Source organism: Sphingobacterium sp. Lzh-3, from assembly GCF_046764375.1.
Lineage (GTDB): Bacteria > Bacteroidota > Bacteroidia > Sphingobacteriales > Sphingobacteriaceae > Sphingobacterium.
Genome location: NZ_CP177226.1, coordinates 633,849 through 657,116 on the forward strand (window position 1 = coordinate 633,849; position 23,268 = coordinate 657,116).

Here is a 23,268-nt window from a genome sequence, read left to right on the forward strand (position 1 = left end):
TTTAGATGTCTAAAGTATTTTATAAGTCAGCAGAAGATATAGAGCAATTGCGGAAGTCAGCAGATGTGCTTTCGCAATTGCTTGGTGAAATCGCAAAAGTGATTAAGCCTGGGGTAAAGACTATATCTCTTGATAAATTAGCTTATGAGTATATCCATGATAACGGTGGAACGCCTGCGTTCCTAAATTATCACGGATTTCCATATTCTTTGTGTATATCTGTTAACGATCAAATTGTACACGGTTTTCCAAGCGATTATGAAATTAAAGATGGAGATCTTGTTTCGGTCGATGGTGGTGTCAATTTGAATGGGTTTATCAGTGATTCAGCGTATACCTTTGGTGTAGGCGAGATATCTGAGGAAGCTCAGTTGTTATTGGATGTAACAAAAGAATCATTGTACAAAGGTGTTGAACAGGCTGTGGCTGGTAAACGTGTTGGAGATATTTCTTCGGCTGTTCAGGAGTACGTAAACAAATTCGGATTCGGAATTGTTCGCGAGCTAGTTGGACACGGAGTAGGGTACCACTTACATGAAAAACCTGAAGTTCCCAACTACGGAAAACGTGGTGCAGGTCCTAAATTGGAAGAAGGTTTGGTTATTTGTATCGAGCCGATGATCAATGCGGGGCGCGCAGGTGTTCGTTTTTGGGATGATGGTTGGACAGTAAGTACAGTGGATGGAAAATTATCGGCGCACTTCGAACAGATGGTTGCAATCCGTAAAGGTGAACCACATGTGTTGCTGACATTCGAACATGTAGAGAAAGTTTTGGGTAAAAAGTAATTGGTTTTCAATTATTTTTATTTATCTTTGCACTCCTGTTCGCAGGCTTTTAAATTAAATTTAATCGAGAATATATGGCTAAACAAGCCTCAATAGAACAAGACGGTATAATTAGAGAGGCACTTTCTAATGCTATGTTTAGGGTAGAGTTGGAAAATGGACATGAAATCATTGCCCATATTTCTGGTAAAATGCGTATGCACTATATCAAAATTTTACCTGGTGATAAAGTTAAATTGGAAATGTCTCCGTATGATTTGACTAAAGGAAGGATTACTTATCGCTATAAATAGCTGTAAGTCCTTGTATTAGCGCAAGCTTTTGAAAAAATAAATATCATGAAAGTAAGAGCATCAATAAAAAAACGTAGCGCGGACTGTAAGATCATCCGTCGTAAAGGTAAAGTTTTTGTAATCAACAAAAAGAACCCAAAGTTTAAACAACGTCAGGGTTAATTCATTTAAAAAATAATAGCTTAATATTATATGGCAAGGATAGCAGGTATTGATTTACCTAAAAACAAAAGAGGTGTGATCGGCCTTACCTATATTTTTGGTATCGGTCGTACAAGAGCTGAATATATCTTGGAAAAAGCTGGTATCAGCGAAGATGTGAAGGTACAAGAGTGGAATGATGAACAATTGGCAGCAATTCGTACCATCATTAACGACGAATTGAAAGTTGAAGGTGCATTGCGTTCTGAAATTCAATTAAACATCAAACGTTTAATGGATATCGGTTGTTACCGCGGATTGCGTCACCGTAAACACTTACCAGTTCGTGGTCAACGTACTAAAAACAACTCACGTACTCGTAAAGGTAAACGTAAGACAGTTGCAAACAAGAAAAAAGCTACTAAATAATAAATAAGAAATGGCTAAAACTAAAAAAGCTGCAAAAAAGCGTATCGTTGTTATCGAACCTGTAGGTCAGGCTCACATTAACGCAACGTTTAACAATATCATTGTAACTTTGACAAATAATCAAGGTCAAACTATTTCTTGGTCTAGTGCTGGTAAAATGGGTTTCCGTGGTTCTAAAAAGAACACTCCATACGCTGCTGGTCAAGCTGCACAAGACTGTGGAAAAGTTGCTCACGACTTGGGTTTACGTAAAGTTGAAGTGTTTGTTAAAGGACCTGGTGCTGGTCGTGAATCAGCAATCAGAACATTGCAAACAGTAGGAATCGATGTGACTACTATTAAAGATATCACTCCACTTCCTCACAACGGTTGTCGTCCTCCAAAACGCAGAAGAGTTTAATTAATTTAAAGATAAGATTCATCGGCTATAGGCTGATAGATACTTTAATTGTAAAAGAAAATGGCTAGATATACAGGACCTAAGTCCAAAATTGCCCGTAAATTTAGAGAGCCGATCTTCGGCCCAGATAAAGCGTTAGAAAAGAAAAATTACCCTCCTGGACAACACGGAGCTTCTAAACGCAGAGGTAAACAATCTGAATATGCTATTCAGTTGTTAGAAAAACAAAAAGCAAAATACACTTACGGTGTATTGGAGCGTCAGTTCTCAAACCTATTTGTTAAAGCTGCCTCTAAACAAGGTATTACAGGTGAGATCTTCTTGAAATTGTTAGAAGCTCGCTTGGATAACGTAGTTTACCGTTTAGGTATCGCTACTTCTCGTGCCGCTGCTCGTCAGTTGGTATCCCATAAACACGTTACTGTTAACGGCGAAGTTGTTAACATTCCATCATATAGCTTGCGTCCAGGTGACGTTGTAGCAGTTCGTGAACGTTCTCAAACACTTGAAGCCATCACAAATTCAGTTGCAGGTCGTACTGTAAACAAATTTTCTTGGTTAGAGTGGAATGCGAAAGAATTGACAGGTACTTTCTTAAGCTATCCAGAAAGAGCTGACATTCCTGAAAACATCAAAGAGAACTTAATCGTTGAGTTATACTCTAAATAATAAATAAAATAGAAGAATGCATAGTCCAATTTTGGGGTATGCATCTTCTATTGTATTACAATTATTATTACAAATAAAACATTAAAAGAAAATAAATGGCAATTTTAGCATTTCAAAGACCGGATAAAGTTATCATGCAAAAATCTACGGATTTTGATGGTACGTTTGAATTTCGTCCATTGGAGCCTGGTTTTGGTGTAACCATTGGTAATGCTTTGCGCCGTATTCTATTGTCCTCTTTAGAAGGATATGCAATTACGTCGATAAGGTTTTCTGGCGTTTCGCACGAATTTTCAACGATCAAAGGTGTTGTTGAAGACGTAACTGAAATTATCTTGAACTTGAAACAAATTCGTTTCAAAAAAACAGGTGAGATTGGTGACAACGAAAAGGTATTTGTAGTAATCAATGGTCAAGAGCAGTTCTTAGCTGGTGATATCACAAAATTCTCTAATAACTTTACGGTCTTAAACCCAGACATGGTAATCTGTAACATGGATAATTCAGTGACAATTGAATTGGAATTGAGTATTGCCAAAGGTCGTGGATACGTAAATGCTGATGAGAATAAAGTTGTTGATGCTCCAGTAGGTGTTATCGCAATCGATTCGATCTTTACTCCGATCAAGAATGTTAAATATACCATTGAGAATTACCGTGTAGAGCAAAAAACTGACTACGAGAAATTGTTGTTGGATATCTCTACTGATGGCTCAATTCATCCCGAAGAAGCTTTGAAAGAAGCTGCTAAGATCTTAATTCAACACTTTATTTTATTCTCTGATGAGAATATGCTTCTTGAGTCTCAAACGAAAGAAGAAACTAAAGTTGTTGACGAAGAAATCTTACATATGCGTAAGATCTTGAAAACAGAATTAGTAGATCTTGATCTTTCAGTTCGTGCATTGAACTGTTTGAAAGCTGCGGATATTCGCACATTGGCTGAGTTAGTAACTTATGACGTAGCTGATATGTTGAAATTCAGAAACTTCGGTAAAAAATCGTTAAGTGAAATCCAAGAGTTGGTTAAATCGAAAGGTTTATCATTCGGAATGAACTTGGCAAAATACAAATTAGACGAAGAATAATAATTTATTAAGCGACCACTAGTCGTAATTCCTTTTGGCTGTCTGGATATGTGATGTTCGCATAAATGACATATACAAAAACGGTACGATTAGTATAATAAAATCAAAATGAGACACGGAAAAAAAGTAAATCACTTAGGCCGTACGGATAGCCATAGAAAAGCAATGTTGGCTAACATGGCAACATCATTAATCCTACACAAACGTATTACAACTACTTTGGCTAAAGCTAAAGCATTACGTACGTATGTTGAGCCTTTGATTACTAAATCTAAAAACGACACAACACACTCTCGTCGTACAGTATTCGCTTATTTGAAAGATAAAGACGCTGTTTCTATCTTATTCCGCGAAATTTCTGAAAAAGTAGCTAACCGTCCAGGTGGTTACACTCGTATCATCAAAATGGAAAACCGTTTAGGTGATAACGCAGAGATGGCTTTCATCGAACTAGTTGATTACAACGAAATCTACGGTAAAAAAGCTGCTGCTGCTGAGAAAAAAGCTACTCGTCGTCGTGGTGGTGCTAAAAAAGCTGCTACTACTGCTGAAACTGAAGCTCCGGCAGAAGTTAAAGCTGAAGTAGAAGGTGAAGAAAAAGTAGACGGAGAATAGTCTTCTTCTGATCTAGCATAAAAAAGTCCTCTTTTTAAGGGGACTTTTTTTATTTTATGACCATTCCTACCGTTATAACTAATATATTTGTATTGCTAAAATCTGATAGCTTTTTCTATTACTAGCTATTTCGTTTATCAATCTATAATTCATTAAGATGAAACCATTTGATGTTTATCCCATTAATCCCATTAACATAGTAAAGGCTAATGGATCAACGGTGTGGGATGCCGAAGGAAATGCTTACTTGGACTTGTATGGTGGCCATGCTGTGATATCGATCGGACACACGCACCCACATTATGTACAACGCATCACAGAACAATTGAACCGTATTGGGTTCTATTCCAACTCTGTCGAGATTCCAATTCAGCGTGAACTTGCCCGATTGTTAGGGGAAGTTTCGGGAAAGGTTGATTATGATTTATTTCTTTGCAATTCGGGTGCGGAAGCAAACGAAAACGCATTGAAGCTGGCTTCTTTTTACAATAAGCGGAAAAAGGTCGTAGCGTTTTCAAAAGCTTTTCATGGAAGAACCTCATTGGCCGTAGCGGCAACAGATAACCCGAGTATCGTGGCTCCTGTCAACGAGACCGATAATATTGTATTTCTTCCTTTCAATGATGAAGCGGCTTTAACGGAGGCTTTCGCATCATATGGTAATGAAATTTCATCTGTTATCGTAGAAAGTATTCAGGGCGTAGGTGGAATCAGGGAAGCGTCAGTATCGTTTCTTCAGTTGATTCGCTCTCTTTGTGATCAATATAATGCCGTGTTTATTGCAGATGAAGTACAATGTGGGTATGGAAGAACAGGCTTATTCTATGCGCAGGATTATTCGGGCGTTGAAGCTGATATTTACACGATGGCAAAAGGGATGGGCAATGGTTTTCCAATTGGTGCAATCAGTATATCGCCCAAATTTAAGGCGACTTACGGGAGTCTGGGAACGACATTTGGTGGCAATCATCTCGCATGTGCTGCCGCACTGGCTGTATTGGAAGTTATCCAACAAGATAAGTTGATGGAGAATGCGGCGCAAGTCGGACAATATCTTATTGATGAGCTTAAACAAATCGAAGATATTGTTGAAGTGAGGGGAAGAGGATTAATGATCGGTATAGAACTACCTGAATCTTTGGCTCATGTAAAGAAAGATCTATTGCTAAAGAACCGTATCTTTACAGGGGAGGCTAAACCTTTCGTGATCCGCTTGTTGCCTGCTTTGAATATTACGAAAGATCATGCTGATCAGTTTTTATCAGCATTGAAAGCACATATCAAAGCAGTAACGGTTGCATAGAACCTTAAAGCTGTCGATCAAATCGTCCAATAGCCGCACATCGGCTAGTGTAAATTTGATTGCGCTGTAGTAGTTAGAATATATACTGAGTGTGACAGGCCTATTAATTGCCCGTTGAAAATGCACTCGAATAAATAGATATAGATGAAAAAGTTTTTCTCTGTTAAGGATGTGTCTAGTGTAGCAGACGTTGTTCAAGAAGCGTTAGCTTTGAAAGCGGCACCATATGACAATCAGGACCTTGGTCAACATAAAACGTTGGGACTTGTATTTTTGAATCCGAGTTTGCGTACGCGTTTGAGCACACAAAAAGCGGCAATGAATTTGGGTATGAATGTGATGGTCATGAATATGGATAAAGATGGTTGGGCGCTTGAAACACAGGATGGTGTTGTGATGAACGGGACAACTGTTGAACATATCCGCGAGGCCGCTGCTGTTATGGGCGAGTATTGTGATATTTTGGGACTACGTTCCTTTCCAAAATTGAAAGATCGTGAAGAGGATTATAGCGAAGACCTGTTCAACAAATTCATTAAGTACTGTGGTGTTCCTGTTGTTTCCTTAGAGAGTGCAACACGCCATCCACTGCAGAGTTTGACAGATATGATTACCATTACTGAGTACAAGAAGACTGAAAAGCCGAAAGTGGTATTGGCTTGGGCCCCACACGTTAAGGCATTACCTCAGGCGGTACCTAATTCTTTCGCAGAATGGATGTGCAAAGCACAAGAAGAGGGATTGGTCGATTTTACGATAGCTCAGCCTATGGGCTATGAGTTAAGTGAAGAATTTACCGCTGGAGCAACCATATCTAATAATCTTGAGGAAAGTTTAAAGAATGCTGATTTTGTCTATGTGAAAAACTGGTCTTCTTATCAAGAATATGGCGAGGTATATGGTGTTGATGAAGATTGGATGATGGATAACAAGAAGCTCAATTTGACGAATGATGCCAAAGTAATGCATTGTTTGCCAGTACGAAGAGATCTTGAATTGTCTTCTGAGATTTTAGATGGACCAAATTCACTCGTGATTAAAGAGGCTAGCAACCGCGTATGGGCTGCTCAGGTTGTTTTGAAACGTATGTTAGAGGATTTGGCATAGTCCAATCCTATAAATTATTGAAAAACTATTTTTATTGGGAAAAGTTGCGTAATGGCTAATAGTGTATTAAATATAATTAAAATTGGCGGGAATATTATTGATGATGAACGCCAATTGGATTCTTTTTTGGAAAAGTTCTCTGCATTGTCAGGGAAAAAGATTCTTGTACATGGCGGTGGTAAAATAGCGACTCGCCTTGCTAGTGAACTGGGAATTGAAGCCCAAATGATAGAAGGGCGTCGTGTGACAAATGAGGAAATGTTACGCATTGTAACAATGGTGTACGCTGGCTTGACAAACAAGACAATCGTTGCTAAGTTGCAAAATTTGAAATGCGATGCTGTTGGATTAACCGGAGCTGATGGGGATGTCATAAAAGCTATAAAGCGTCCTGTAAAAGATGTCGATTATGGCTTTGTAGGTGATTTGTTGCATGACTCTGTAAATACCCTAGCCATCAAGAAGTTTTTGGAAGCAGGGTTTGTTCCTGTGTTTTCAGCTATTACACACAATGGCCTTGGACAATTGCTCAATACCAACGCGGATACTATAGCTTCTTCATTGGCGGTGTCTTTGGCTTCATTATATGAAACTTCTTTGGTTTATTGTTTCGAGAAGAACGGCGTTTTACGCGATGTAACGGATGAGAATTCAGTAATCCCAACGATTAAGTCAGAAGAGTTTGAACATCTTAAGGAGTCCGGCGTGGTGAATGACGGGATGATCCCTAAGTTGCAAAATGCATTCAATGCTATAAATAAAGGTGTTCAAGAGGTCTATATTGGAAATGCTAATAATTTACATTTGTTTCAACAAGGACAATTTGGTACCTGCTTGACATTAAAATAAAAATCTAACCTAAACCCAACGATCGCTATGAAAAAGGTCACCATTATCGGAAGCGGTAATATCGGTCTTTCCTTGGCAAAAGGACTTGTAAAAAGTGAATTTGCAAATGCTGCCGATATTACATTGACGAGGAGAAATTTGAATGCATTGGCCGAAGAGGCGAGCCAGGGCTTCTCAGTAAGTAATGATAATAGTCTCGCTGTAAAGGGGGCTGATATTGTTGTTTTCGCAATACTACCTCAGCAACTAAAGAAGGTATTGGTGGAAGTGGCGCCTGTAATTGAAAAGACAAATCAGATTTTTGTCTCCATCGTGTCAGGAGTCTCTTGTGCCGATTTAAAAGCAGAGTTGGGGGCGGATGCCACGGTTATACGGGCAATGCCCAACACAGCAATAGCAATAGCGCAATCAATGACTTGTATCGCCAGCGACAATGCTTCAGACGATAGTTTGAAGGAGGTTGAAAAGATGTTTGAAACTGTCGGTTCAGTGGTTGTTATTAATGAAGACCTTATGACATCGGCAACGGCATTGTGTGCCTGCGGTATCGCATTCTTCCTACGTGCTATTCGTGCTGCTTCACAAGGTGGAGTTGAGATCGGATTTCATGCGCATGACGCATTAAAAATGGCCGTGCAAACTGCAAAAGGTGCTGCCGATTTGTTATTGCATACCAATGCTCATCCGGAAGGCGAGATTGATAAGGTAACATCACCAAAGGGCTGTACAATAGCGGGATTGAACGAAATGGAACATAACGGTTTTAGTTCTGCTTTTATAAAAGGAATTAAACTGTCTGCGGATAAAGCAGGAGGACTATACCATGAAGGATAAACAGCGTCTATTTGAAGATGCTCTAGCCCTTTTAAAACAATTAATTGGACTGTCGTCTTTAAGTAAGGAGGAAGAGTTCACGGCAGATTTAATTGATCGCTTCTTTCAGGAGCGTGCTATCAAAACACATCGGAAAGGCAATAATATCTGGGTGTATAACGCCCATTATGATAGCACTAAACCTACGATATTGCTTAATTCCCATCACGATACAGTAAAACCAAATACAGGTTATACAAGAGATCCTTTGGCGGCCACTGTAGAGGAAGGTAAATTGTTCGGCTTGGGAAGCAATGATGCTGGGGGCTGTTTGGTATCATTGATAGCTACATTTTTGTATTTTTACCAGCAGACGGAATTGAAGTATAACTTCTGTCTGGTCGCCAGTGCCGAAGAAGAGATCTCAGGTAAGAACGGTGTAGAATCTGTTTTGGATGATATTGGTCCAATTGATTTTGCAATTGTGGGTGAACCAACCTTATTGGATTTGGCGATTGCAGAAAAGGGACTCATGGTGTTGGATTGCACCGCTTTAGGGACGGCTGGACATGCCGCACGTAATGAGGGCGATAATGCGATCTATAAAGCGATCAAGGATATTGAATGGTTTCAAAATTATACATTTGAGAAAACTTCGTCAACTTTAGGCCCAATTAAGATGTCGGTAACCGTAATTCAGGCGGGATCACAGCACAATGTGGTACCGGCTACTTGTAACTTTGTTGTCGATGTCAGAACCACAGATGCTTATTCGAATGAAGAGACGTTGGATATTATCAAGTCTCATGTAAAATCAGAGGTCACAGCGAGATCGACGCGCCTGAAATCTTCTTCTATTCCTGAAACGCATCCAATCGTCAAAGCAGGTATTGTACTGGGACGTAAAGTATATGGTTCACCGACGATGAGCGATCAGGCTCTTATTCCTGTCCCTTCTCTGAAGCTGGGACCTGGTGATAGCGCGCGGTCGCATATGGCAGATGAGTTTATCTATATCGATGAAATTAGAGCAGGGATCGATCTCTATATCGCAATGTTAGAAAAGATAGTATAAAAAAAAGCTTCCATTTTTATGGAAGCTTTTTTTTATACTAGACTAAGCTGATTTGGCGTTTGATACTCTCTTCGAGAGAGATGATCGTCTCGGTACGTTGAATCCCCGGTACGGATTGAATATCTTCATTCAATACTTTTCTCAGGTGAACTGTATCTCTACAGATAATTTTTGCAAAAATACTGTATTGGCCAGTACAATAGTGTAATTCGACCACTTCTTTGATTTCTTTCAATTTATCTACCGCATCTGCATATTGTGAACCTTTTTCAAGATAGATACCCAAAAAGGCCGTGATATCAAATCCGACTTTTTGAGGATTGATAATTAGATTTGACCCTCTAATGATACCTAGTTCTTCCATCTTCTTCATTCTAACGTGAATTGTGCCACCTGATACAATTAGCTTTTTTGCTATTTCTGTATAAGGAATAGAGGCATCGTTCATTAGAATAGACAAGATTTGGATATCCAAATTGTCTAGATCATAGTTTGCATATTGATTTTCCATTAACAATGGTTTTTGTGTTCATTAATTGGTCGTTACATCAAGATCTGACCAATAGCTAAAATAATTAAATTTATTTCAAAATTACTAAGAATTTTCGGTTTATAGATGTAAATTTAATAAAAAATACTTATTCATATTGATAATGTTATATGTTTTTGATTGAAAGTGATTATAATTGTTTCATGGTGATCTTATTATAGGTTAAGTGATTGTTTTCATGTTTGATATCAAGATTATGATCAATTTATTTAGTATTGCCTTTTTTAGAAGTAGGAAAAACAGTTGGCATATTGAAGATCTAATCAGTTCAAATTTATAATATGATGGGGCAAAATGTAGCAAAATGTGTGATGTTTAAGTAAACGAAAAATAAAATACGGAATAGAGATGGAAGAAGTTCAAGATGTAAAGATTTCGAAAAAGAAACCAATTTTTGAAGTAGGGGAAGGACTTCATAAATACCTTAAGCTGTATCAGCGAGACGAAAAGTTACCGATAGGATACAAAGATCTACTGAATTTTACGGAGACAGTACCTGTCATGGATAAATTTGGCAATGATACTTTTTGGGAGACTCCACTGTATCCGCAATATCTTATCGACCAATTGTATGACGGATTAAAGGTGATATATGCTAAACTGAAAGCATCGGGTAATACGCGAATCGTACAACATAAATATATTGATCGTGTAGAGTACTGCGGTTTTGGTAATACGAAACCATTTCGTATTCGTATCGTAAATCGTTTAAATGATGTGTACGATTATTTTTACATCAAGCAGGCCGATGCGTCGCGAATATATGGATTGGAGCTAGAAGAAATATTGTCGCCCAATCAGGTGAATTATATGGTAGACCATGATACTTTGGTTGAAGAACATATAGTTGGAATTCCCGGGGACACTTTTTCGAAAACACGTATGTTCTCGCCTGATTATAATCTGACACGGATTTCCAAAGAATTTGTCAAGTTTAATGAACGATGTATTATTACGTTGTTGGGGGATATGAGGGCCTACAATTTTGTGATGCAGATTACACCAGATTTTGATGATTTCCAGTTTCGAATTCGGGCCATAGATTTTGACCAGCAGTTTTATGAAGGAAATCCGAAAGTATATATGCCACAATTTTTTAAGGAGAATCTTCCCTATGTCAAATTAGCGATGGAACATCTAAATGAAAAAACTGTGTTGCAATATCAACAGGAGGAGCGTTCTTCCATTGTGCATAGAGTCCGGAGTGAAAGACATCGGATCGCTGATCTGAGGGATGCTTCGCAAACGCAGGTCCTTTCGACGCAGGAGAATATCAAACAGCTACGTGAGGGCTATGCTGAATTTTATCAAAATAACTCTTACCTCAAATGCAAAACAATGACTGATATTGTTGAGTTGAATGTAAAGAATGTGATTCGTCAGGTGCAAATGTAATTATTTGATCCGATCTTTGTTGTCTTTGATAAATGCGGACCATCCAGTGTACGACTTGCTGCTGCCTGATACTGCATTTTTCTGAAAGGAGTGACAGACAGCGATTGCCAATCCGTCGGTGGCATCTAAAAATTGTGGTGTTTCCTCAAATTTTAATAGATTTTTTAGCATAGCGGAAACCTGCTCCTTTGTAGCATTTCCATTCCCTGTAACGGATTGTTTTATTTTTCTTGGAGAATATTCAAAGATTGGGATATCTTGCGCCAGCGCCGCCGCCATGGCAACACCTTGAGCTCGCCCTAATTTGAGCATGACCTGTATGTTTTTGCCATAAAATGGTGATTCAAGAGCTACGCAGTCGGGATTATATTCCTGCATTAGAGCAGAAGTTTTTTTGAATATACGTTGTAGTTTTAGGGCATGGTCATCTAAATGTCCCATTTTGATGACCCCCATGGAGACCAAGGATATGTTATTGCCGACTTCTTTGATGATACCATACCCAAGTATTACTGTTCCGGGGTCTATACCTAAAATTATTCTTTCTTTCGCCTTTTCCTTCTGCATATACAATAATACAAATTTTGCGTTTTATTCGCGGATTGCGTTCGACAAAACTTAATCATTTGGCTAAAATTTAGTAACATTGCTCTCTAATTATCAAAAGTTGACTGGAAGACAAAAAAAATACATCAGTCTTTTATTGAAGATACTGGTTTTCGCCCTAGCGACCTGGTATATCGTTGTGAAGGTATCCGATAGAAGCAATATTGAGAAGTTCAAAACCCTAATTGCTGGTTTGGAGCAGCATTCGGTTGTTTGGACCCTTGTTTTAATTGTGGTTTTAATGCTTGTCAATTGGTTGCTTGAAGTTGTGAAATGGCGGTATCTTGCATCTAAACTGGAGCATATTTCATTTTGGAAGGCTTTCCAATCCGTTTTCTGCGGGCTTACCTGGGCTATTTTTACACCCAATAGGATTGGAGAATATGGCGGGCGGGTACTTTTTCTACAGCCCCAACATCGAGCAAAGGGAGCCGTAGCGATGGGCGTTGGATTATTTGCGCAATTGGTGCTTACAAGCGTTGCGGGATCACTAAGTATCGCTTGGTTTATCTGTAAATTTCTTTCTACTCCTTTAACAGTACAATTTGGGGTATGGCTACTTGCTATTATCTATGCTGCAGGATTTGTCATCTTATATTTCAATGTAAAATGGATCGATTTATTGGTCGGTAAAATTAAGTTTTTGACGCGAATTAAACCCTTCTTTGAAGTGTTGGAGCATTATTCACTGCGCGAGCTCAGTATTGTTCTTTTAAATTCTTTGGCGCGATTTGTTATTTTTACTTCGCAGTATATCATCTTGATGAAGCTAACTTTGCCTGAGTTACCACTTTTATCCATGATTCTGATGATTTTTATCCTGTTTTTTGTTCAGGCAGCTCTACCTACATTGGATATTTTTGATTTCAGTGTGAGAAGTTTTGTTGCCAGCAATCTATATAGCTATATTACCACACAAGAGATTGCTGTAATGGCTATTGTTTCCTGTATTTGGTTCGTTAATTTGATTCTTCCAGCTATATTTGGTTCTATTTTTGTTTTTAAGATTAATTTTTTCGGTGATACAAATTCTTAACTATTTATTGATCATTTTTGCCTGCGTATATGCAATTCTAGTTTTATGGATGCGCAGAGGCTGGTCCTTGATTTCGGAACCTAACAATTCTATTAGGCCAACAATGACCGTATCTGTGATTATCGCTGCGCGGAATGAGGAGTTAAATATTAGACGCACCATTGAATCCATACTCGGGCAGAATTATCCTAATGAGCTCCTGGAGCTCATTATTATCGATGACCATTCAGACGACAATACGTCTTTGATTGTGAAAGAATATGAAGAGAAAGGTGTTAAGCTTATTCAATTGAATGAAAACGGACGTTTGAATTCGTATAAGAAACTAGCAATTTCAAGGGCGATAGAATGCTGTCAAGGTGAAATTATTATTACCACTGATGCAGATTGCCGCATGGGATCGAATTGGTTAGCAACGGTTATCAGCACATTTGAGAAAGAAGGTGCTTATCTACAATCTTCTCCAGTGGTGTATTCAGAAGAAAAGAGTTTTTTTGAACGACTGCAGACCCTGGAATTTTTGTATTTGATAGGTCTGGGCGCTGCAGGTATTGGTAACAAAAAACCAACGACCTGTAATGGTGCTAATTTGGCCTATCGAAAGGATATTTTTAAACAAATGGGCGGATTTAAAGGGATCGACGAGCTTGCATCCGGTGATGATGAACTTTTTTTACATAAGGTAGCAGAACAATACCCCGAGCGAATAACGTTTTGTAAATCAAAAGATGCTGTTGTTTATACGGATGCCAAACCGGATTTGAAGTCATTCATTAGCCAGCGAAGACGCTGGGCTTCAAAAAGTACCAAATATAAAAATAAAGGTGTCATCGCATTGGGGATTTCCATTTGGTTCTTTAATTTATTGATTTTGGTAGCTTCAGTTCTTGCTCTTTTCGGTGTGAAATTCGTTGCTTGGGTTGTACTTTTTGCATTGCTATTAAAGATGGTCGTCGAATTTATTTTTATTGAACCTTTGACAAGGTTCGCAAGCAGAAAGGAACTCTTATGGTATCTTCCTTTATTGAGCTTGGCTCATATCCTTTATCTGGCTTATATAGGCATATTGGGCAATGTAGGGAAGTACGACTGGAAAGGAAGGCAGGTCAAGTAGCTTATTCCTATTTTTCGACCTTTAGTTTTATTGCTTCCTCAGCTAATTTAACGATCTCTTCAATATTCTTACCCTCCGTATCCAAAGGATCTAGCACTTCCCAGGTCATATGAAGAAATGGCGTTAATGGATACATGCCATATTGTACCATTTCATATGACCCTCTAATGGCAATAGGAACAACGAGTGCATTCGGATTTTTCTTTAGTAAAGTGGCAATTCCACCAACATGAAAGGCCTTCATTTTTCCGGTTTTCGATCTTGTTCCCTCTGGAAAAATAAACGCGGACCAGTTTTTGGTTTTCATATTATTGGCAAGTTTCAATATTTCAGCAATAGATTGCTTGGGATCATTGCGATCTATATTTGCGGCACCACCATGTTTTAAGTTGAAGGAGATGCTAGGTATGCCACTGGCAAGTTCTATTTTAGAAATAAATTTCCCATGAAATCTACGCAAGAAATAGATCATTGGAGGAATATCAAAAGTACTTTGGTGATTTGCTACAAAGACAATGGGTTGTCCTGTTGGAATACTTTTATTGTCAATAAATGTCACCCGATTAAATAGCGTGTAATAGCAGGCAACGAGGCATGCATTTAATATATCTACACTCTTTTTATGTGCATTGTATCCACCCAGCTTTAAACATAACCACTGTATGGGGTGGAAAATAATTAGGGATAAACCAAAACAAAACCAAAATATAATAGATAGGAAATAGCCTAAAAACTTCTTCATAAACGTTATTTAATGATACAAATATATCATTAAGCAATGATTTTTGAAAAATATTGATTTTATAATCTTTTATTTTAACATTATTAATATTATCTTTAACAATGTTAATAATGTTATTATTTAATGAAAAAAATACCGGTTGATTGTCCTTGTTGTGAGGCGAAGTTAAAAGTCGCTAAATTGGTGTGTGACTCCTGTGAAACCGAAGTTGTAGGTAAGTTTTCTTTACCTGCGTTGATGCAGCTTACTGTAGAGGAGCAAGAATTTGTTTTGAATTTTTTGATGCACTCAGGTAGTTTAAAAGAAATGGCAAGTCAGATGGGCAAATCTTATCCGACGGTCCGTAATATTCTCGATGATCTGATTCGCAAATTGAAATCGCTTGATCATACAAACAATGGTGGCAGAAATAGAAGTATTTAGCAGTCTGGGCAATCGAATGATTGATAAACAAAGAATTATATCAAGATGAAAAATAATACGCTTTATACCGAAAGCCAGTCTTTTTTTAGCTGGTGGCTCTGTCTGATCCTGTTATCTGTCAGTGTGGCCAGTTTTTCTGTGCACTGGCATGAACTCTTGCGGTTGAATTTTGCTCCATTATTTCAATTACCGGGGTTTTGGATCAATGTGGTATTATGGGGATTGTTTGGCGTTCTACGATTAAGAACTACTATTCGTGAAGATGGAATTGAAGTCTTTTTTTTTCCGTTTAATTTCTATCGTAAAAGGATACGTTGGACAGATATTCGTGCTGTTGAGGTACGAAAATATAACCCGATTGGTGAGTTTGGTGGATGGGGTTTTCGGAGAGGGCAGAAAGGGCTGGCTTTTTCAGCTCGTGGTAATATGGGCTTACAACTTAGATTGGAAACTGATAAGATATTACTTATTGGGACCCAAAATCCAGTAGAAATCGAAAAGTTGAGCTTATCTCAATTCTTAAAAAATGAAAGTTAAACAGATTTTTCAGAATCCATTTGCGGAATTGCCGGAGTGGAAACTATTCTTTGCTGGTGTTATCGGATTTTTGTTATCAAGCTATATTATTTATTTATCGGGCCAGCAGTTTAATGGATTTATGCATTTCTATCAGCCAGATAAAGGGGTTTCTATATGGGCTGTCTTGGGCGTTCATGCCTGTATGGTTTTGGCTCCTTTTACACTTCTTTACGGTGCAGGGATGTTATTAAACAGAAGGACCAGAATCATTGATGTCATGAATGTCGTTTTGATTATACCATTTCCGCTCTATCTTGCCTTATTTTTAGGGAAGTTGTTACACCAGGATAAATTCACTGATCAAGTATTAAAAGCAGTGCAAAACGGCGATCATACATTGGCCGGAGTTGATAAAACTGAGCTATTTTTATTTGGTATGTTTGGAATAATCAGTTTGCTATTGCTATTCTACCAATTCTATTTATTGGTTAAGGGTATGAATGTAGCCGTTAATAATAAGAAGATTGGAATTAGTATAGTATTTGTGGCATTATATTTTATATTGGATTTATGCATACAGTTTAATTTCTAGTAAAAAACGACAATGAGAAAAATTTTATACCTATTTATCATTTGTTTTCATTTTTCATGTACCCACGCGCAGACATTTGATGGCTCATGGAAGGGCGAGGTTGAGGTTTCGGGGCAGAAGCTGCTGCTGGTGTTCAATATTCAAAAAGATAGCACAGGGAAGTGGAATGGAACCTTTGAGAGTCCGATGCAAACAGCGCAAAAATTTGCAATCACTCAAATACGTATAGAGCACGATTCCATTTGGATGGACGTTAGGAATATAGGTCTTCTGTATGCTGGCTTTTTAGATCGGGACAAAGATGTGATGAAAGGGGTGATGAAACAGGGAACGTTCGAATCTGCGATGATTCTGGTTAGAAGTGAAAATGAGCAGAGTGGACTTTCTCGCAAGCAGGATGTTTTTCCTCCATATAGTTATGTAGAGGAGGAGGTGTCGTTCAAAAATAGTAAGGGCAACGCATTTTTGACAGGATCTTTGACATATCCAAAGAGTGGAGGACCATTTCCAGCTGTGGTATTGGTCAACGGCAGCGGACAGCAGAACAGAGATTCTGAAATGTTTGGCCACAGACCTTTTAAAGTGCTCGCAGATCATCTTACGAAAAATGGTTTTGCTGTATTACGCTACGACGATCGTGGTATAGGAGGTTCCAAAGGAGAAGTTAATTTAGCGACAACGATTAACTTTGCTTCTGATGCCAATGCTGCAGTTGATTTTCTAAGCAAAAAAGCTGTAGTTGATGTGGATAAAATCGGGATGATTGGCCATAGTGAGGGAGCGCTAATTGCCGAAATCGTGGCATCCGAGAATAGTAAAGTAAACTATATTGCACTCCTGTCTGGACCTGTGATCAAAGGAGATTCTTTGCTGATTTTACAGAGCTATGCTTTAGGAAAAGCGGGTGGATTATCTGAAGCTGCTTTGCAGACCAATAAAGCAAATAATCGAAAATTGTATACGATTCTATCGGAAGACGAGCCACCAAAAGTATTGGCCGAATCGTTGGAAAAAGAACTTATTCAGCAAAATAACGGGAATCCACTGACTCCTGATATGAAGATTAAACTTAGTCCAATGATGAGCCCCTGGTTTAGAACGTTTCTTCGCATCGATCCAGCTTATTATCTGAAGCAGGTGAAAGTACCGATTTTCGCTTCCTTCGGCGGAAAGGATGTTCAAGTCCCGGCGAATGAAAACATTTATTGTCTCCAACACCTGCGTTTAAACACCACTAACGTCACCATTAAGGATTATCCTAATTTGAATCACCTTTTTCAAAATGCGCAAACAGGAAAAATTGAAGAATATTTTGAAAACTCAGAGAGCTTTAATGAACAATTGATGGATGATCTGACAAAGTGGCTTAAACTGAAAACAAATTGATTTAATCAACTAAAGGCCGCGAATTTTAATATTTTTTCCGGATCAAATAGGTTTAAAAAAATCGGGACCATTTAATAGTACATTAAATGGTCCTGACTATATTAGATCAACCTGAGTGTATTAGAACAAGGGATATCTCTTTGAAGTGCGCTATTCCAATTAGGGTGTTGTTTTGGCGACAGGAAGTATTTTTCCATTGAAATAGTGATGCCCATTTTGAGCGAAATCTGCGATATAGCGTCCCATTTCAAAGGCTAAAGTACCCGCTTCAACGCCTGGAAAAGCAGCTTCGAACATTTCAGTCTGTGCAGATCCTAAGGCTAGACAGTTCACTTTGATTCCTTTTTCCTTAAATTCCTCCGCTAAGCATTCTGTAAGCACTGCTAATGCAGCTTTGCTGGTTGAATATGCCGAAAGTCCGGAAAACTTCATGGATCCCTGAAATCCGCCCATACTGCTAATATTGACAATATGTGAGCCTGATTGCATCATGGGAACAATGTGTTGTATCATATTGACGTGTCCCATCACATTGGTTTGTAGCATTTCAGCAAAATCCTTTCCATCAGTTTCCATAAATGGCTTATTGATGAGTGCTCCAGCATTGTTAATCAAGATATCAACCTTATCAAATTTTGATTGGATGAAGGGAACAAGAGTAGCATAGTCATCGTAAACAATATCAAATTGGGCCGGATATAAAGTGCCACCATCATAATTGAGCTGACCGGCAATTTCATGGAGTTTTCTCAGTTTGTCCGCTGATCTAGCCAATGCAATTACTTTATTGTCCTTTTTAGAGGTCAAATCCAGTACCGCTTCAAATCCAACACCACTGCTTGCGCCTGTAATAATAATATTTGCCATGTTTATTCTTCTAGTTTTTGACTTTGTTCAACTTCTTCTGCGGAAGGTAATTTGTCCTCTCCAATTGCCTGCGGATGAAAGATAAAATAAATTCCCGAAAGAGCAACGAAAGCGGAAATAATATAAAATAACAAGGTGATTAAAACAGCATTGTGTGAGTCGACCTGGAATATGCCGGCTCCCCACATAATCACAAGTTCGCGCATGCCCAATCCCCCAACAGAAAACGGAATAATTGAAACCAAAGAAGATGCAAGGAATAAAAATAGGTACGGAGAGAACTTGCCGCTAAAACCTAAGGCATAAAGAATGAGGATTGCTGCGATAACCTGCATTGATTGTACACCAATAGCTTTTAAATGCGCGCTTAGAAATGTTGCCTTGTATTCCTTAAAGAACTTGGTTACGATAAAGTAATAGAGAATGCTCCCTATAATAAATAAAATGATGGTCAGATAGTTTGGAATCCCTAGCTGTGGCATATAGGTGACTAGCGCTGCAATGATTAGGCATAGTGCCCATAGTCCGCTTAATCTATCTAAAAATAAGGCTGTAAATAATTTTCGTCCTTTAATATAGAATCGTTTCCTGAGGAAGAATATCTTATAACCATCTCCCCCAACGCCACCTGGTAAAATGAGGTTGTAAAATAAGCCAAGTTGGTATAGTTTTAAATTATATTTTTCCGTAACATCCAAACCTATTGCCTTTAAAAAGGTCAATAAGCGCGAAGAGGAAATAAAAATAGAGATACTATAAGCAACTAGAGCAAAGAATAGATAGAGTGGATTGGAGTTGATTACCGCTTCTTTCAGATCCTTGAGAGATACCTTGCTGAATACCCAGTATAAGGCCCCTACAGTAACGACAATCTTTGCTATATTTTTGGCTATTTTGAGCCCTTTTTTTTTATCCATATAAATTATACATCCAATCTTGTTCGGCTGTAATTAGCGTTTTGGAGAATCCAAAGTTAGAAACTTTGGCGAATTGTGCAATTACACTTAAGCAATCGTTGGGTAAATTCTTGAATACAATAATATCAAATATAAAATACCAAAGATAGTCGCAAGAGAAAATAGCCAATTTAGGTCAATTCTGTTATATTTGTGCTTGAGCACAGCGATCATTAATCCAATGATGAAGCAAAATAACAAGATAGGAGCGATGAGAGCTATCTTGTTCGTAAAAGCAAGGCTGATTTGATTCAATTTCCCTTTTGCTTCCTGTCCTAAAAAAAGCGGATAAGAAGCAAAGGCCAATAAAATGATAAATAACCTTAACAGCGTTTTTGCGATTATTTTGCTTATGGTATGATTTTTGGCTGTGATTTTCATGTTTTGTGGATTAATTTACCCCAAAAATACAATTTGAAATTAAAATTTATAGATATGAATCGATTCGTTTTATCATTAGCAACTATTTTTGCTACGGTGACCTTATTTTCTTGTGGAGCACAAAAGCAAGGTACATCAACTGGAAATCCTTCTTCCAACACGAGTGCAGCTTCTGGTCCAAGTGCTTCGGATTGGAAATCCGCTGTAAAAGGTACATGGACGTTGAATACAATCGATAGAGAGAATTTACCTTCTTCATTCACGATTAAAAGTGTATTTGAAGAAGCTCCTGCAGAATGTTTCGTAGGTAGTACATGGAATTTTATTGGAAATGGTAAAGGATCTATTACTTTTAATGCACAAGGAACTTTATGTGCTCCGGGCGCATCACGTGAGATCTTTTGGTCTATCTATAATCCTGGAAAAGGCTTAGGAGAACCTCAGTTTCAATTTAAAAAGATCTATGCAGGCGATAAGGCGAAGAATGTAACAACAGGTTACCGTTTGGATTTATCTTATTCGGATGGGAATAAATTAGTTATGCGTATGCCATTGACTGTTGCTAACGGAGAAGCCTATTTAGTATTTAATTTTACGCGTTCGAACTAAACGTAAACGATAAAAGAAGAATTACAGAAAGCTATAGGAATTCCTATGGCTTTTTTTGTTTAAAATTTAATACTTTTACACTCCCAATTCATTATGATTTATTTGTGTCATAGGCTGCGGAATTTACCGATACAGTGAAAAAGCCAACTATGCATGATAATCTTGTGAGCGGATAAGCTTATTTTAAGTATGAAAATGGGATATATACCTAACGATTTCGTCAGGTATTGCTTAATCTAGAGAGAAACATGGCTGAACAAAACACGAAAACTGCTTTAATAACAGGTATAACAGGACAAGATGGTGCCTATCTAGCAGAATTCCTATTGAAGAAAGGTTACAAAGTACACGGTTTGAAGCGTCGCAGTTCTTTATTCAATACAGATCGTATTGATCATCTTTATCAAGATCCCCATCTTGACAATAGAAATTTCACCTTGCATTTTGGTGATTTGACGGATTCAACCAACTTAATTCGTATTATACAGGAAACACAGCCTGACGAAATTTACAATCTTGCGGCGCAATCTCACGTAAAAGTTAGTTTTGATACACCGGAATATACTGCAAATGCCGATGGTATCGGTACATTGCGGATTCTTGAAGCAGTCCGATTATTGGGAATGATTGAGAAAACCCGTATCTATCAGGCTTCTACTTCCGAGCTGTATGGATTGGTGCAAGCGGTTCCACAAAGTGAAACAACACCTTTTTATCCGCGAAGTCCTTATGCTGTAGCAAAAATGTACGGTTATTGGATTACTGTCAATTATCGTGAAGCCTATAAGATGTATGCTTGTAATGGAATTTTATTCAATCACGAGAGCCCTGTAAGGGGAGAGACTTTTGTGACACGTAAAATTACCCGAGCTGTGGCAAAAATCGCGCTAGGGCTACAGGATAAATTATATCTTGGTAATCTATCGGCACAACGCGACTGGGGGCATGCCAAAGATTATGTAGAAGCAATGTGGTTGATTCTACAACAAGAAACCGCAGAAGATTTTGTAATTGCTACAGGTGTGACAACAACTGTAAGAGACTTTGTTCGCATGGCTTTTGCAGAATTGGGAATCGAGATTGAGTTCAGTGGAAAGGGAGAGCAGGAGAAGGGGGTAATTATCGATATTGACGAGGAGCGCCTAGCCCAGTTAAATATTGATAAATCGCTGATTAAATTCGGTCAGACAGTTGTCAAAGTTGATCCAGCATATTATAGGCCAACTGAAGTCGATTTATTAATTGGTGATCCGACTAAAGCAAATACAAAACTTGGATGGACGCCTAAATATGATCTTCAGATGTTGGTAACAGATATGGTACAATCCGATCTTCACCTGATGAGAAAGGAAGAATACTTAAAACAAGGCGGATTTGAGACCTTGAATTATTTTGAATAATTCATAATTGGTAATAAAAAATAAAACTGGAATAATTTTTGTTTAAACATTCAATAGTATAAATTTATAGATTTATACCTATGAATATGACAGTATATTATGATAAATTCAGAAGTTGTTTCGAGTAAGAAAGAAGAAGAAAAGAAGAAAGATTCTTCGAAGATTTACTTCTTTATCATTGCGATAGCAGCATTACTTGCAACGAACATATATTTTTATGTCAAGTTTAAGACCAATGGTGAAAAGGTCTATACACTTACAGTTGAAAAAGAAAATTTGCAGGTACAAATCGATCGTATTGAAGCTGAATTGGATAAAATTGATGTAGAAAATGTCCAATTGACTCCAGAGATGTCCGTGCAGAAGGATGATTCTAGAGCTGAGATCGCAGAGCTTCGTAAAAAGCTTGAAAATAAGAGTATTACTCCAAAAGATATCGATGAAGCACAGCATAAGATCAATCAGCTTAAGAAGCAGGTGGATACTTATCGTGTAAATGTGCAACGGCTGATTCAGGAAAATCAGATTTTATCGAAGCAAAACTCCAATTTGAGCGAATCTGTTGTCGAAAAGGAAAAACAGATTACTTCATTAGTTACATCAAATTCGGATCTGAAAGAGAAGGTTGCGACTGCTTCAGCATTAAAGGTTTCAAGTATCAGTATAAATGGCCTTCAGGTCAAAAAGAATGGAAAGGAATTTGTAGAAGAGCGTGCTAAAAAAATCGATAAGTTAAAAATCAACTTTACCATTGCTGATAATCCGTTGGCTAAAAGTGGAGAACGTGATATATATGTCAGAATTATAGATCCACAAGGAAATTTGGTCGTACAAGGCGATAATATTTTCTATGTACACGGTGAGAAATTGCAATATACTTTTAAACATAATATTCTATTTACCAACAAAGGCGAGGATTATATCGTTTATTGGGCAGCAGAGGATGGATTTTCTAAAGGAGCCTATACTGTTTTGCTATATGAAGATAATGCAATCATGGGACGATCTACTGTTGTATTGCGTTAAAAATAGATATACTATAAACAAAAAAGCTCTTTGCATGACCGCAAAGAGCTTTTTTGTTTATAGTATACTGTTCTTGTTATCTGATCCTTAAAATAT

Annotated in this window: 29 protein-coding genes; 23 read left to right on the forward strand and 6 right to left on the reverse strand. The window is 37.9% G+C overall.

All coding sequences use genetic code 11. The features are described 5' to 3' along the window. Window positions 1–5: 5 nt before the first annotated feature. The 13 genes from map (at window position 6) to ACLCDV_RS02585 (ending at window position 9,570) form a co-directional block, all read left to right on the forward strand. Entirely contained in the window at window positions 6–788 is a 783-nt protein-coding gene (gene map, locus ACLCDV_RS02525) for a type I methionyl aminopeptidase (RefSeq protein WP_411972848.1), read from the forward strand. Window positions 789–862: 74 nt separating this feature from the next. After that, window positions 863–1,081 carry a translation initiation factor IF-1 gene (gene infA, locus ACLCDV_RS02530; RefSeq protein WP_002997456.1) on the forward strand — a complete coding sequence of 73 codons (219 nt, stop codon included), beginning with the start codon at window positions 863–865 and terminating at the stop codon, window positions 1,079–1,081. A 45-nt stretch (window positions 1,082–1,126) separates the two neighbouring features. Beyond that, the gene (ykgO, locus tag ACLCDV_RS02535) at window positions 1,127–1,243 is read left to right on the forward strand and encodes a type B 50S ribosomal protein L36 (RefSeq protein ID WP_013665024.1); all 117 of its coding nucleotides are present in this window, start codon (window positions 1,127–1,129) and stop codon (window positions 1,241–1,243) included. A 30-nt stretch (window positions 1,244–1,273) separates the two neighbouring features. Then, entirely contained in the window at window positions 1,274–1,651 is a 378-nt protein-coding gene (gene rpsM / locus ACLCDV_RS02540) for a 30S ribosomal protein S13 (protein ID WP_046674884.1), read from the forward strand. A gap of 10 nt (window positions 1,652–1,661) precedes the next feature. Beyond that, window positions 1,662–2,051, forward strand: a complete 390-nt coding sequence (gene rpsK / locus ACLCDV_RS02545; RefSeq protein ID WP_046674885.1) for a 30S ribosomal protein S11 — start codon at window positions 1,662–1,664, stop codon at window positions 2,049–2,051. Between the two features lie 60 nt (window positions 2,052–2,111). Then, window positions 2,112–2,720 carry a 30S ribosomal protein S4 gene (gene rpsD / locus ACLCDV_RS02550; protein WP_046674886.1) on the forward strand — a complete coding sequence of 203 codons (609 nt, stop codon included), beginning with the start codon at window positions 2,112–2,114 and terminating at the stop codon, window positions 2,718–2,720. Window positions 2,721–2,815: 95 nt separating this feature from the next. Then, window positions 2,816–3,808: a DNA-directed RNA polymerase subunit alpha gene (locus tag ACLCDV_RS02555; protein ID WP_046674887.1), complete on the forward strand. Its 993-nt coding sequence runs from the start codon at window positions 2,816–2,818 to the stop codon at window positions 3,806–3,808. 108 nt (window positions 3,809–3,916) lie between these two features. After that, on the forward strand, window positions 3,917–4,423 hold the full coding sequence (gene rplQ, locus ACLCDV_RS02560; protein WP_333576942.1) for a 50S ribosomal protein L17: 507 nt from the start codon (window positions 3,917–3,919) through the stop codon (window positions 4,421–4,423). A gap of 157 nt (window positions 4,424–4,580) precedes the next feature. Further along, window positions 4,581–5,726 carry an aspartate aminotransferase family protein gene (locus ACLCDV_RS02565; RefSeq protein ID WP_317668564.1) on the forward strand — a complete coding sequence of 382 codons (1,146 nt, stop codon included), beginning with the start codon at window positions 4,581–4,583 and terminating at the stop codon, window positions 5,724–5,726. Window positions 5,727–5,870: 144 nt separating this feature from the next. Continuing rightward, on the forward strand, window positions 5,871–6,833 hold the full coding sequence (locus tag ACLCDV_RS02570) for an acetylornithine carbamoyltransferase (RefSeq protein WP_075990879.1): 963 nt from the start codon (window positions 5,871–5,873) through the stop codon (window positions 6,831–6,833). A gap of 51 nt (window positions 6,834–6,884) precedes the next feature. Beyond that, complete coding sequence (gene argB / locus ACLCDV_RS02575) at window positions 6,885–7,682, forward strand: acetylglutamate kinase (protein ID WP_070570388.1); 798 nt, start codon at window positions 6,885–6,887, stop codon at window positions 7,680–7,682. Between the two features lie 27 nt (window positions 7,683–7,709). Then, on the forward strand, window positions 7,710–8,516 hold the full coding sequence (gene proC / locus ACLCDV_RS02580; RefSeq protein WP_411972849.1) for a pyrroline-5-carboxylate reductase: 807 nt from the start codon (window positions 7,710–7,712) through the stop codon (window positions 8,514–8,516). After that, window positions 8,506–9,570, forward strand: a complete 1,065-nt coding sequence (locus ACLCDV_RS02585; RefSeq protein ID WP_317668563.1) for a M20 family metallo-hydrolase — start codon at window positions 8,506–8,508, stop codon at window positions 9,568–9,570. The genes proC and ACLCDV_RS02585 overlap by 11 nt, the downstream gene beginning before the upstream one ends. A 37-nt stretch (window positions 9,571–9,607) precedes the next feature. Here ACLCDV_RS02585 and ACLCDV_RS02590 read toward each other — a convergent pair whose 3' ends face one another. Further along, window positions 9,608–10,081, reverse strand: a complete 474-nt coding sequence (locus tag ACLCDV_RS02590) for an Lrp/AsnC ligand binding domain-containing protein (RefSeq protein ID WP_046674894.1) — start codon at window positions 10,079–10,081, stop codon at window positions 9,608–9,610. A gap of 387 nt (window positions 10,082–10,468) precedes the next feature. Here ACLCDV_RS02590 and ACLCDV_RS02595 point away from each other — a divergent pair, with 387 nt between their 5' ends. Then, a complete protein-coding gene (locus ACLCDV_RS02595; protein WP_046674895.1) occupies window positions 10,469–11,515 on the forward strand; it encodes a hypothetical protein in 1,047 nt (348 codons plus the stop codon). Here the strand turns inward: ACLCDV_RS02595 and ruvC are convergent, their stop codons facing one another. Next, on the reverse strand, window positions 11,516–12,082 hold the full coding sequence (gene ruvC / locus ACLCDV_RS02600; RefSeq protein ID WP_088160095.1) for a crossover junction endodeoxyribonuclease RuvC: 567 nt from the start codon (window positions 12,080–12,082) through the stop codon (window positions 11,516–11,518). Window positions 12,083–12,182: 100 nt separating this feature from the next. Here ruvC and ACLCDV_RS02605 point away from each other — a divergent pair, with 100 nt between their 5' ends. Both ACLCDV_RS02605 and ACLCDV_RS02610 read left to right on the forward strand, forming a co-directional pair. Beyond that, window positions 12,183–13,157, forward strand: coding sequence for a lysylphosphatidylglycerol synthase domain-containing protein (locus ACLCDV_RS02605; protein ID WP_411972850.1), 975 nt, complete (start codon window positions 12,183–12,185; stop codon window positions 13,155–13,157). Then, window positions 13,141–14,271, forward strand: coding sequence for a glycosyltransferase (locus ACLCDV_RS02610; RefSeq protein ID WP_317668560.1), 1,131 nt, complete (start codon window positions 13,141–13,143; stop codon window positions 14,269–14,271). The genes ACLCDV_RS02605 and ACLCDV_RS02610 overlap by 17 nt, the downstream gene beginning before the upstream one ends. 7 nt (window positions 14,272–14,278) lie before the next feature. Here the strand turns inward: ACLCDV_RS02610 and ACLCDV_RS02615 are convergent, their stop codons facing one another. Continuing rightward, window positions 14,279–15,013, reverse strand: a complete 735-nt coding sequence (locus tag ACLCDV_RS02615; RefSeq protein WP_317668559.1) for a lysophospholipid acyltransferase family protein — start codon at window positions 15,011–15,013, stop codon at window positions 14,279–14,281. Window positions 15,014–15,136: 123 nt separating this feature from the next. Here ACLCDV_RS02615 and ACLCDV_RS02620 point away from each other — a divergent pair, with 123 nt between their 5' ends. Genes ACLCDV_RS02620 through ACLCDV_RS02635 form a run of 4 tightly spaced genes read left to right on the forward strand, consistent with a single transcriptional unit; the run spans window position 15,137 to window position 17,933 of the window. Further along, the gene (locus ACLCDV_RS02620) at window positions 15,137–15,436 is read left to right on the forward strand and encodes a DUF2089 family protein (protein WP_411972851.1); all 300 of its coding nucleotides are present in this window, start codon (window positions 15,137–15,139) and stop codon (window positions 15,434–15,436) included. A 45-nt stretch (window positions 15,437–15,481) separates the two neighbouring features. Next, window positions 15,482–15,973, forward strand: a complete 492-nt coding sequence (locus ACLCDV_RS02625) for a hypothetical protein (protein ID WP_317668557.1) — start codon at window positions 15,482–15,484, stop codon at window positions 15,971–15,973. Continuing rightward, the gene (locus tag ACLCDV_RS02630) at window positions 15,963–16,547 is read left to right on the forward strand and encodes a YIP1 family protein (protein WP_317668556.1); all 585 of its coding nucleotides are present in this window, start codon (window positions 15,963–15,965) and stop codon (window positions 16,545–16,547) included. The genes ACLCDV_RS02625 and ACLCDV_RS02630 overlap by 11 nt, the downstream gene beginning before the upstream one ends. A 12-nt stretch (window positions 16,548–16,559) precedes the next feature. Further along, window positions 16,560–17,933, forward strand: coding sequence for an alpha/beta hydrolase family protein (locus tag ACLCDV_RS02635; RefSeq protein ID WP_411972852.1), 1,374 nt, complete (start codon window positions 16,560–16,562; stop codon window positions 17,931–17,933). A 159-nt stretch (window positions 17,934–18,092) separates the two neighbouring features. Here the strand turns inward: ACLCDV_RS02635 and ACLCDV_RS02640 are convergent, their stop codons facing one another. The 3 genes from ACLCDV_RS02640 to ACLCDV_RS02650 form a co-directional block, all read right to left on the reverse strand. After that, window positions 18,093–18,800 (reverse strand): SDR family NAD(P)-dependent oxidoreductase, encoded by a 708-nt coding sequence (locus ACLCDV_RS02640; protein WP_411972853.1) that lies wholly within the window; start codon window positions 18,798–18,800, stop codon window positions 18,093–18,095. Window positions 18,801–18,802: 2 nt separating this feature from the next. Continuing rightward, window positions 18,803–19,717 carry a lysylphosphatidylglycerol synthase transmembrane domain-containing protein gene (locus tag ACLCDV_RS02645; protein WP_411972854.1) on the reverse strand — a complete coding sequence of 305 codons (915 nt, stop codon included), beginning with the start codon at window positions 19,715–19,717 and terminating at the stop codon, window positions 18,803–18,805. Between the two features lie 87 nt (window positions 19,718–19,804). Then, entirely contained in the window at window positions 19,805–20,137 is a 333-nt protein-coding gene (locus ACLCDV_RS02650; protein WP_313188686.1) for a hypothetical protein, read from the reverse strand. 54 nt (window positions 20,138–20,191) lie between these two features. Between ACLCDV_RS02650 and ACLCDV_RS02655 the strand changes: the two genes are divergently transcribed. The 3 genes from ACLCDV_RS02655 (at window position 20,192) to ACLCDV_RS02665 (ending at window position 23,172) form a co-directional block, all read left to right on the forward strand. After that, on the forward strand, window positions 20,192–20,746 hold the full coding sequence (locus ACLCDV_RS02655) for a lipocalin family protein (protein WP_075994619.1): 555 nt from the start codon (window positions 20,192–20,194) through the stop codon (window positions 20,744–20,746). A gap of 248 nt (window positions 20,747–20,994) precedes the next feature. Then, on the forward strand, window positions 20,995–22,146 hold the full coding sequence (gene gmd, locus ACLCDV_RS02660) for a GDP-mannose 4,6-dehydratase (protein ID WP_046674906.1): 1,152 nt from the start codon (window positions 20,995–20,997) through the stop codon (window positions 22,144–22,146). 99 nt (window positions 22,147–22,245) lie between these two features. After that, the gene (locus ACLCDV_RS02665; RefSeq protein WP_317668552.1) at window positions 22,246–23,172 is read left to right on the forward strand and encodes a hypothetical protein; all 927 of its coding nucleotides are present in this window, start codon (window positions 22,246–22,248) and stop codon (window positions 23,170–23,172) included. Window positions 23,173–23,268: the final 96 nt, after the last annotated feature.